Source organism: Micromonospora sp. D75, from assembly GCF_018070405.1.
Classification (GTDB): domain Bacteria; phylum Actinomycetota; class Actinomycetes; order Mycobacteriales; family Micromonosporaceae; genus Micromonospora; species Micromonospora chalcea.
Genome location: NZ_JAGPXV010000422.1, coordinates 1 through 5,235 on the forward strand (window position 1 = coordinate 1; position 5,235 = coordinate 5,235).

Below are 5,235 nucleotides of genomic sequence, written 5' to 3' on the forward strand. Positions count from 1 at the left end.
GGGCGAACTCGACACCGCCCTCGGCGAACTCCAGCCGCTGCTGCTGCTCAACGTGGGCGTCGTGCTGGTCAGCACCGCCGGGCTCGCCGGCATCGCGCTGCTGGTGCGCCGCCGCACCCGCTGAGCCCGGCCCGACACCGCGTCGGCGTCAACCCGCCCGGCTCCGCGTCAGCACCAGCGGCGCGGCGGGCGCTCCCGGCGGACCGTACGGTTGCGCGGGCGTACCGCGCCGTGGCGGTGGGCGCCCGCCCAGCCCGCCAGGTCGCTGCGACAACCCTGCTCCGGCGACGCCTCGTCCGCGAGATGCGCCGGCTCGACGGCCCGCTGACGGGGCACCGCCGGCTCGTCCTCGGCGCGCTCCGCGGCCCGGCCGACGGCCTGCTCGCCCTGGTGGTGCAGGCACGGCCGACGCGGGTGCGTGGCCGTGACCGGCTGGTCGTGGCCACGCCGGCACGGCTCGCCCTGGGCGCAACCGTGCTCGGCCTCCCCCTGCGCCATCCCGGCCTCCTCACCGTCGCCCTCGCGCGCCCGCCGGAACAGCCCGGGCGCGCCCTGACACCGTACTGGCCCACCCGGACAAGATCGCCAGCGCGTACCGGTGGAGATCGTCACGCCACGGCGAAGCCGCCACCTCGGAGTGGAACCGCTGCTCAGCGCATGTCAGGCTGGTGCGGTGAGCGAACCGGGCGGCACGGAGACGTCGGCGACGCTGCGGCGTATCGAACGGGCGGCGGGCGGCCTGGCCACCGCCAGCGTGGCCCGGATGGACGAGACACTGCCCTGGTTCCGCGACCTGCCCGCCGACCAGCGCTCCTGGGTCATGCTCGTGGCCCAGGCCGGCGTGCGGTCACTGGTGCAGTGGCTGCGCCAGGGTGGCGGGGCCACCGACCGCACCCAGGAGGTGTCGGACGAGGTCTTCGCCGCCGCGCCGCAGGCGCTGGCCCGCTCGATCAGCCTCCAGCAGACCGTGGCGCTGATCAAGGTGACCATCGACGTGGTCGAGGAGCAGGTGTCGGAGCTGGCCGTGCCGGGCGAGGAGCAGTCGCTGCGGGAGGCGGTGCTGCGCTTCTCCCGGGAGATCGCGTTCGCCGCCGCGCGGGTCTACGCCCGGGCCGCCGAGAGCCGCGGCTCCTGGGACGCCCGGTTGCAGGCGCTGCTGGTCGACGCGTTGCTGCGCGGCGACTCCCCGGACGTGCTGGCCAGCCGGGCCGCCGCGCTCGGCTGGACGGACGCCCCACCGGTCGCGGTGGCGGTGGGCCGTTCCCCCGGCGGCGAGGTGGCCGCCGTGCTGCACACCGTCTACCGGCAGGCCCGGCGGATCGGCGTCGAGGTGATCGGCGGCGTGCACGGCGACCGGCTGGTCATCGTGCTGGGCGGGGCGGCCGACCCGGTGGCGGCCACGGAGAAGCTGCGTACCGCCTTCGGTGAGGGGCCGGTGGTGGTCGGCCCGGCGGTGCCCAGCCTGGACGAGGCCACCGAGTCGGCGCGGGCCGCGCTGGCCGGGTTCCGGGCCGCGCCGGCCTGGCCGACCGCGCCGTGCCCGGTCGCCGCGGACGAGTTGCTGCCGGAGCGGGCGCTGGCCGGCGACACCGAGGCCCGCCGCCGGTTGCGCCACGACGTGTACGCGGCACTGGCCCGCTCCGGCGGCGAGCTGCTGGAGACGCTGGACGCGTTCTTCGCCGCCGGTGGCACGCTGGAGAGCGCCGCCCGGGCGCTCTTCGTGCACCCGAACACCGTGCGCTACCGCCTGAAGCGGATCGCCGAGGTGACCGCCTTCTCGCCGCTGGCCCCGCGCGACGCCTTCGCGCTGCAGGTGGCGCTGACTGTGGGTAGGCTCGACCCGGTGGTACCGGGGGTCTCCGACCGGCGATGACCGCCCACCGATTTTTGTAGGTTTCCTCCAAAGGTTCTAGTGCGGTTTCGTGCCGTGCGTTACAGCGCGACCCGCGAGTATCCGTCAGAGTCGTACACGTGCTCGCCGTACTCTCTCCGGGACAGGGTTCGCAGAAGCCCGGCTTCCTCGCTCCGTGGCTCGACCTCGACGGTGTCGAGGCGCGCCTGCGCTGGTGGTCGGCCCTGGCCGGGGTGGACCTGATCCATTTGGGCACCCGGGCGGACGCGGACGAGATCAAGGACACCGCCCGTACCCAGCCGCTGCTGGTCGCCGCCGCGCTGCTCGCCGCCGAGCACCTGCCGATGCACGACGTCGCGCTGGTCGCCGGGCACAGCGTGGGTGAGCTGGGCGCCGCCGCCCTGGCCGGGGTACTGCCGGCCGAGGCCGCCGTGACGCTCGCCGGCGTACGCGGACACGAGATGGCCGCGGCCTGCGCGCTGGAACCGACCGGGATGGCCGCGGTGCTCGGCGGCGACCCGGACGAGGTGCTCGCCGCGCTCCAGTCCCACGGGCTGCACCCGGCCAACCGCAACGGCGCCGGTCAGATCGTGGCCGCCGGCGCGATCGACGGGCTGGACAAGCTCGCCGCCGAACCGCCGGCCCGCACCCGGATCATCCGGCTCCAGGTGGCCGGCGCGTTCCACACGCCGTACATGGCGCCGGCCGAGGCCGCGCTGGCCGCCGTCGCCGCCGGTGTCACCGCCTCCGCCCCGGCCCGGATCCTGCTGTCCAACCTCGACGGCGCGCCGGTCGGGCACGGCCCGGAGACGCTGCAGCGGCTGGTCCGGCAGGTCACCGCCCCGGTCCGCTGGGACCTGTGCATGCGTACGCTGGCCGACCTCGGGGTCACCGGCGTGATCGAGCTGCCGCCCGCCGGCACCCTCGCCGGACTGGTCAAGCGGGAACTCAAGGGCGAGGGCGCGCCCGAGATCGTCACTCTGAACACCCCCGCCGACCTGCCCGCCGCGCGGCGGCTGGTCGCCCGGCACGCCGGTCCCGCCCGCCCGTACGCGCCGTGGTTCCGGGTGGTCGTCTCCCCCGCCGCCGGCCGCCTCGCCCGGGCGGCCGAGGCGACGGTGGGCGCCGAGGTACGCGCCGGCCAGGTCCTCGGCCACGTCACCGGAGCGCAGGGGCCGGTCGAGGTGACCGCACACGACAACGGGCTGCTCACCGAGTGGCTCGCGCACCACGACGACCCGGTCGCCCCGGGCCAGCCCCTCGTCCGCATCGGAGGAACGCACTAAATGGCCGGCAGCCGGATCGTCGCGATGGGGCACTACCAGCCCTCCCGCGTCGTCACGAACGACGAGATCGCGCAGATGGTGGACACCAGCGACGAATGGATCCGGGACCGGGTCGGCATCGCCACCCGGCGGATCGCGGGCGACGAGACGGTCGCCGACATGGCCACCGCCGCCGCCGGCAAGGCGCTCGCCAACTCCGGCCTCACCGCCGCCGACATCGACATGGTCGTGGTGGCCACCTGCTCGTCGGTGGACCGCAGTCCCAACGTGGCCTGCCGGGTCGCGGCGAAGCTCGGCGTCACCGCGCCCGCCGCGTACGACCTCAACACCGCCTGCTCCGGCTTCGCGTACGGGCTGGGCACCGTGGACCACGCGATCCGGGCCGGCGCGGCGCGCAACGCGATCGTCGTCGGCGCCGAGAAGCTCTCCGACTTCACCGACTGGACCGACCGCTCGACCTGCATCATCTTCGCCGACGGCGCCGGGGCGGCCGTGGTGACCGCGACCGCCGACGACGAGCCGGCCGGGATCGGGCCGGTGGTCTGGGGCTCCGCGCCGGAGAAGAGCGACGCGGTACGCATCGAGGGCTGGCAGCCGTACATCGCGCAGGAGGGGCAGTCGGTGTTCCGCTGGGCCACCACCGCGCTGGCCCCGCTCGCGCTGCAGGCCTGCGAGCGGGCCGGCGTGGCCCCGTCGGAGCTGGCCGCGTTCGTGCCGCACCAGGCCAACGGCCGGATCATCGACGGCATCGCGAAGCGGCTGAACATTCCGGACGCGATCATCGCCAAGGACATCGTCGAGTCCGGCAACACGTCGGCGGCGAGCATCCCGCTGGCCCTGTCGAAGCTGGTCGAGCGGCGCGAGGTGCCCTCGGGCGCCCCGGTCCTGCTGTTCGGCTTCGGCGGCGGCCTGACCTACGCCGGTCAGGTCGTGCGCTGCCCCTGAGACCCCCTCGGGCGCGAACGCGCCGAGGCGCGTGACCGGCGACGCCGGTCACCGGTAACCCCCGATGAGAGGAACCAACCGCAATGACCCGTGACGAGATCACCGCCGGCCTCGCCGAGATCCTCGAAGAGGTTGCCGGGGTGAACCCGGACGACGTGGCCGAGGGGAAGTCCTTCACCGACGACCTCGACGTCGACTCGCTCTCCATGGTGGAGGTCGTGGTGGCGGCCGAGGAGAAGTTCGGCGTCAAGATCCCGGACAACGAGGTGCAGAACCTCAAGACGGTCGGTGACGCGGTCAGCTACATCGAGGCGCAGTCCTGATCATGAGTCGTCCCGACGTCGTCGTCACCGGGCTCGGCGCGACGACCCCGCTCGGCGGGGACGTCGCGTCGACCTGGGACGCCATGCTCGCCGGCCGCTCCGGGGTGAGTGCGCTCACCCAGGAGTGGGCGGCGGACCTGCCCGTCCGGATCGCCGCCCAGCTGGCGGTGGACCCGTCCGAGGTGCTGGACCGGGTGAAGCTGCGCCGGCTGGACCGCTCGGAGGCCATCGCCATCATCGCCGCCCGGCAGGCGTGGGCCGACGCCGGGCTGGCCGAGGCCGGGCCGGACCCGGAGCGCCTGGCGGTCAGCGTCGGCTCGGGCATCGGCGGCGCCACCACCCTGCTCGCCCAGGACGACATCCTGGAGAAGTCGGGCCCGCGGCGGGTCTCCCCGCACACCATCCCGATGCTGATGCCGAACGGTCCGGCCGCCTGGGTCGGGCTGGAGCTGGGCGCCAAGGCCGGCGTGCACACCGTCGCCAGCGCCTGCGCGACCGGCGCGGAGGCGATCGCGCTGGGTCTGGACATCATCCGCGCCGGCCGGGCCGACGTGGTGGTGGCCGGCGGCACCGAGGCGGTCATCCACCCGCTGCCGATCGCCGGCTTCAGCTCGATGCGGGCCATGTCGACCCGCAACGACGAGCCGGAGCGGGCCTCCCGGCCGTGGGACTCCGGTCGCGACGGCTTCGTCCTCGGTGAGGGCGCGGGCGTGGTGATCCTGGAGCGCGCCGACCACGCCGCCGCCCGGGGCGCCCGGGTGTACGCGCGCCTGGCCGGCGCGGGGATCACCTCGGACGCGTACGACATCGTGCAGCCGCACGCCGAGGG

The 5,235-nt window shown here is 75.0% G+C and carries 6 protein-coding genes; 5 read left to right on the top strand and 1 reads right to left on the bottom strand.

Features of this window, described 5'->3' with window-relative positions; genetic code table 11:
- Positions 1-168: 168 nt before the first annotated feature.
- The gene (locus KBX39_RS22110) at positions 169-498 is read right to left on the bottom strand and encodes a hypothetical protein (protein ID WP_043329196.1); all 330 of its coding nucleotides are present in this window, start codon (positions 496-498) and stop codon (positions 169-171) included.
- Between the two features lie 100 nt (positions 499-598).
- On the opposite strand from KBX39_RS22110, the gene KBX39_RS22115 reads away from it, so the two are divergent.
- The 5 genes from KBX39_RS22115 to KBX39_RS22135 form a co-directional block, all read left to right on the top strand.
- Positions 599-1,873 carry a CdaR family transcriptional regulator gene (locus KBX39_RS22115; RefSeq protein WP_274479170.1) on the top strand — a complete coding sequence of 425 codons (1,275 nt, stop codon included), beginning with the start codon at positions 599-601 and terminating at the stop codon, positions 1,871-1,873.
- 98 nt (positions 1,874-1,971) lie between these two features.
- Positions 1,972-3,138 (top strand): acyltransferase domain-containing protein, encoded by a 1,167-nt coding sequence (locus KBX39_RS22120; RefSeq protein WP_113972617.1) that lies wholly within the window; start codon positions 1,972-1,974, stop codon positions 3,136-3,138.
- Positions 3,139-4,083, top strand: a complete 945-nt coding sequence (locus KBX39_RS22125) for a beta-ketoacyl-ACP synthase III (protein ID WP_043329189.1) — start codon at positions 3,139-3,141, stop codon at positions 4,081-4,083.
- Between the two features lie 83 nt (positions 4,084-4,166).
- Positions 4,167-4,406, top strand: coding sequence for an acyl carrier protein (locus KBX39_RS22130; protein ID WP_007072348.1), 240 nt, complete (start codon positions 4,167-4,169; stop codon positions 4,404-4,406).
- 2 nt (positions 4,407-4,408) lie between these two features.
- On the top strand, positions 4,409-5,235 hold an 827-nt coding region (locus tag KBX39_RS22135), incomplete at its 3' end, for a beta-ketoacyl synthase (RefSeq protein WP_210872299.1).